Origin of the sequence: Oceanisphaera sp. (genome assembly GCF_052084945.1) — a bacterium.
GTDB lineage: Bacteria > Pseudomonadota > Gammaproteobacteria > Enterobacterales > Aeromonadaceae > Oceanimonas.
In genome coordinates, this window is the sequence record NZ_JBQDEX010000155.1 from 1 (window position 1) to 4,755 (window position 4,755).

A 4,755-nucleotide genomic window follows, 5' to 3' on the forward strand; every position below is an offset into this window, starting at 1 on the left:
AGCAACTCTCTGAACAGCAAAAGATTGCCATGCGTGCCAAAGACAAGGCGCGCCTCGGCACCTTGCGTATGCTGCTGGCAGAGATCAAACAAAAAGAGATAGATAGCCACGAAAGCTTGGCCGATGAAGCAATCGTCACCATAGTTACCAAAATGGTAAAACAGCGCAAAGACGCCGCTTCTATTTATGACGAAGCTGGCCGCCAAGAATTAGCTGATGGTGAGCGTCAAGAAATCGTGGTGCTGCAAGAGTTTTTGCCGCAACCTCTTAGCGCAGACGAACTGGAAACTTTACTCAACAATGCCATCGCCGATACTGGCGCCAGTGGCATGCAAGATATGGGTAAAGTAATGGCGGTGTTAAAACCGCAAATCCAGGGGCGTGCAGATATGGGTAAGGTAAGCGCAAGCATTAAAGCTAAACTGGCTTAAAAGCAAGGCGATACCCTACTAACGAGCCGTGCTTCTTTTGAGGCACGGCTTTGTTTTTTCTTCGCTTTCCCGGTGAATCATGTCAGGCAGAATTCCCCAATCATTTATTGACGACCTGTTGGCTAGAACCGACATTGTCGATCTTATCGATCAGCGGGTAAAACTTAAAAAAGCAGGTAAAAACTACCAAGCCTGTTGTCCATTCCATAACGAAAAATCTCCTTCTTTTACCGTTAGTCACGAAAAACAGTTTTATCACTGTTTTGGCTGTGGTGCCCACGGCACAGTGCTGGGTTTTTTAATGGAATACGATGGCCTAGAGTTTTTAGACGCCATGGACGAGCTGGCCAGCATGCATGGTTTAACAGTGCCGCGAGAAAACAGCACATCGTCATTAAGCCCCCAACAACAAGCGGCAGCCAGAGCCGTACGCCAAGATTTATACGCCCAACTGCAAGACATTAGCCGCTTTTATCAAACCCAACTGCGCCAATCTCAAGACGCCATTCAATACCTAAAAGGCCGAGGTTTAAGCGGTGAAGTGGTTAAACGCTTTAATATTGGTTATGTGCCCGAGCAATGGGACAGTGTAAAACGACAATTTGCCCCCAACAATGACGCTGAACATCAGCTTATTGAGGGTGGCATGCTCATTAAAAGTGATAATGGCCGCGTATACGACCGCTTTCGTGATCGTATTATGTTTCCTATTCACGACCGCCGTGGCCGTGTTATTGGCTTTGGTGGCCGGGTGCTGGGTGATGGCACTCCTAAATATTTAAACTCGCCAGAAACCCCCGTGTTTCATAAAGGCCGTGAGTTATATGGCTTATATGAAGTGCGCCAAGCGCACCGTAACCCAGAGCGTATTTTAATTGTAGAAGGCTACATGGACGTGGTTGCTTTAGCGCAGTTTGATATAGACTATGCCGTAGCAAGCCTAGGCACCGCCACTACTCCAGAACATCTACAATTGCTATTTCGTACCACCCGCGAAGTGATTTGCTGTTACGACGGTGACCGTGCAGGCAAAGAGGCTGCATGGCGCGCACTCGAAAACGCCCTGCCTCTATTACAAGATGGCCGCAGCCTAAAGTTTGTATTTTTACCCGATGGCGAAGATCCCGATACCCGAGTGCGAAAACTAGGTACTGAAGCATTTACTCAAGAGCTAGAGCAAGCACAAGACTTTGGTGACTTCTTATTTGAGCGCCTAGGACAAAACGCCATGACAGGTGATGCAGGCCAACATGAATTGGCAAATAAAGCAGCAGAAGCGATTATGCGAGTGCCAGAAGGATTTACTCGCGAAGGGTTGATCACACAGCTCTCTAGGCAACTCAATTGGGGAGAAAACGAACGCCGAGTACGCGATTTATTTAGTCGTTTACAACCTAGCGGATCGACTAGCACCCCCGCCAGACCAACAAATACAAAGATAAAGTTAACACCTATTCGCCGAGCTATTGCTCTTGTGCTACAATATCCGGCTGCGGCGTCGAATTTGCCTGATATGCCAGAATTCACCGAGCTCTCTATGCCCGGAATGGATTTACTGCAAGGCCTACTCGCTCAAATACAAGCTCAGCCCAGCATAACTACCGCTCAGCTGCTTGAACATTGGCGAGGCCACAGTTCAGCTAAAGCACTGGCAAGACTTGCCATGGCAGATGAGCTATTTGCCGGCGATAATATAGAGCAAGAACTACAAGATACCTTCGTTGTATTAATTAACGACTATCTTGAAAGTCATATAGACATGCTGCAACAAAAGAGCAAGCAAGGCGGTTTAACGCCGATAGAAACACAAGAATTGATGCTATTACTCAGCGAAAGTAAAGCAAATAACAACTGAACATTGAAAATTGGGGGCACAGCCCTCATATAGTAACTAAACCCGATAAACGGGCATTATAAAACCCTAAAAGCTGCAACACCCCGATGATCAAGCATGGGTGTGTTGGCAAGCACATACCAACAACACAGCGGCGTTGGTTAAGTTTTGTTATCACCGGCCAATTACGCATTACATCAATGTATGCCTAATCGCCTACACCCTCTTGCAACATCTAACCGGACGAGTTCTATGGAGCAAACCCCACAGTCACAGCTTAAACTTCTCGTTGCCAAAGGTAAAGAACAGGGGTACCTGACTTACGCCGAGGTTAACGACCACCTTCCACAAGACATTGTCGATTCAGATCAAATTGAAGATATTATTCAAATGATCAACGACATGGGCATTCAGGTAGTAGAAACTGCCCCCGATGCCGATGATCTGATGATGACAGAAACGTCGGCCGATGAAGATGCCGCCGAAGCTGCTGCCCAAGCACTAGCTTCTGTTGAGTCTGAAATTGGCCGCACTACCGACCCTGTACGCATGTATATGCGCGAAATGGGCACGGTAGAACTACTGACCCGTGAAGGCGAAATTGTAATCGCCAAGCGGATTGAAGAAGGCATTAACCAAGTACAAAGCTCGGTATCTGAATACCCTCAGACCATTACCACTTTGCTTGACCAGTTTGATCGCTTTGAAGCAGGCGACATCAAACTCAGCGACATTATTACCGGTTTCCTTGACCCTGACTCCACCGAACCTGCAGCACCAACTGCAACGCATATCGGTTCAGAGCTCAGCGAAAAAGAGCTGGAAGATGAAGACGAAGATGAAAAAGACGACGAGGAGGACGAAGAAGAAGTTGATACCGGCCCTTGTCCTGAGCTAGCTCGCGAAAAATTTGGCCTACTGCGCGATCAGTATGAAATCATGCGTGGCGTTATCGAAAGCAAAGGCCGTGCCTCTGCTGAAGCCACAAAAGAAATTGCCGAACTTGCTTATATCTTCCGTGAGTTTCGCCTAATACCTAAACAGTTTGACCGTTTAGTGAATGCCATGCGTGACACCATGACGCGTGTTCGTGTGCAAGAGCGTCTCATTCTAAAATTGTGTGTCGATCAGTGTAAAATGCCAAAGAAAACCTTTGTGCAAAACTTCGCCCAAGACGAAAGTAATACTGAATGGTTCCACAAACAACTAGATGCAGGTAAAAGCTGGTCACCACGCTTAGCAGAAGTGTCTGAAGACGTATTACGCTCTATCGGAAAAATTAAGCTAGTAGAAGAAGAAACAGACTTAACCATACTGCAAATAAAAGATATCAACCGCCGCATGTGCATAGGTGAAGCCAAAGCGCGCCGTGCCAAAAAAGAAATGGTTGAAGCCAACTTGCGTCTGGTTATTTCTATCGCCAAAAAATACACCAACCGTGGCTTGCAGTTCCTCGACTTAATTCAGGAAGGCAACATCGGCTTGATGAAAGCGGTAGATAAGTTTGAATATCGCCGTGGTTATAAGTTTTCAACTTATGCTACTTGGTGGATCCGTCAGGCCATCACCCGCTCTATTGCTGACCAAGCGCGCACCATTCGTATTCCGGTGCACATGATTGAGACCATTAACAAGCTCAACCGTGTATCACGCCAAATGCTGCAAGAGATGGGTCGTGAGCCAACGCCAGAAGAACTGGCGCACCGCATGATCATGCCAGAAGACAAGATCCGCAAAGTGCTAAAAATCGCCAAAGAGCCCATTTCTATGGAAACGCCCATTGGTGATGATGAAGACTCCCACTTGGGCGACTTTATTGAAGACACTACCTTGTCGTTACCGGCAGACCAAGCCACCAACGAAAGCTTGTGCAACGCCACCAAAGACGTACTCTCGGGCCTAACCGCACGAGAAGCAAAAGTACTGCGCATGCGTTTTGGTATCGATATGAACACCGATCACACGCTAGAAGAAGTAGGCAAACAGTTTGACGTTACCCGTGAGCGTATTCGCCAAATTGAAGCCAAGGCATTGCGCAAGCTGCGCCATCCTAGCCGTTCAGAGGTGTTACGTAGCTTCTTAGACGAGTAAGCCACAACACAACAAATGACCAAAGGGCGCACTCGCGCCCTTTTTCTTTGCCTATTCTTTAGATTAAACCTATTTTTGCCACGGAATAGCACGAAAAAAATAGCGATAAGGCCAGAAGGGATTTTTAATGGCCATCCCAGCCCTTGGGTCATTGCGAGGAGCATAGCGACGCGGCAATCTAGTCTTAAGCTTTATTTGGCGCTGGGTTCGGTAATAACTGCTAGACGACAAAAAAGTTATGCCAACCGTCTAAAAATCAAACGGATATCAGGCCAGCCTACTAGACAGCAAGCACGGCTTTACCTATAATCACCCCACTTTTGGCCCCTTAGCTCAGTTGGTTAGAGCACACGACTCATAATCGTTAGGTCCCCAGTTCGAGTCTGGGAGGGGCCACCA

3 protein-coding genes and 1 tRNA gene are annotated in these 4,755 nt (G+C 47.4%); all 4 read left to right on the top strand.

Annotation, left to right across the window (positions count from 1 at the left end; genetic code table 11):
• Nucleotides 1–431 (top strand): GatB/YqeY domain-containing protein (locus tag ACTHY5_RS11225; protein ID WP_441879664.1); only part of this gene is annotated, 431 nt, incomplete at its 5' end.
• 79 nt (nucleotides 432–510) lie between these two features.
• Nucleotides 511–2,286 carry a DNA primase gene (gene dnaG / locus ACTHY5_RS11230; RefSeq protein WP_441879666.1) on the top strand — a complete coding sequence of 592 codons (1,776 nt, stop codon included), beginning with the start codon at nucleotides 511–513 and terminating at the stop codon, nucleotides 2,284–2,286.
• Between the two features lie 183 nt (nucleotides 2,287–2,469).
• Complete coding sequence (gene rpoD, locus ACTHY5_RS11235) at nucleotides 2,470–4,356, top strand: RNA polymerase sigma factor RpoD (protein ID WP_441879668.1); 1,887 nt, start codon at nucleotides 2,470–2,472, stop codon at nucleotides 4,354–4,356.
• A gap of 322 nt (nucleotides 4,357–4,678) precedes the next feature.
• Nucleotides 4,679–4,755, top strand: a tRNA-Ile gene (locus ACTHY5_RS11240).

Excerpts from the sequence above, each read along its gene's own strand:
- rpoD (WP_441879668.1), top strand. The coding sequence starts at position 2,470 with ATGCCTAATCGCCTACACCCTCTTGCAACATCTAACCGGACGAGTTCT.
- dnaG (WP_441879666.1), top strand. The coding sequence starts at position 511 with ATGTCAGGCAGAATTCCCCAATCATTTATTGACGACCTGTTGGCTAGA.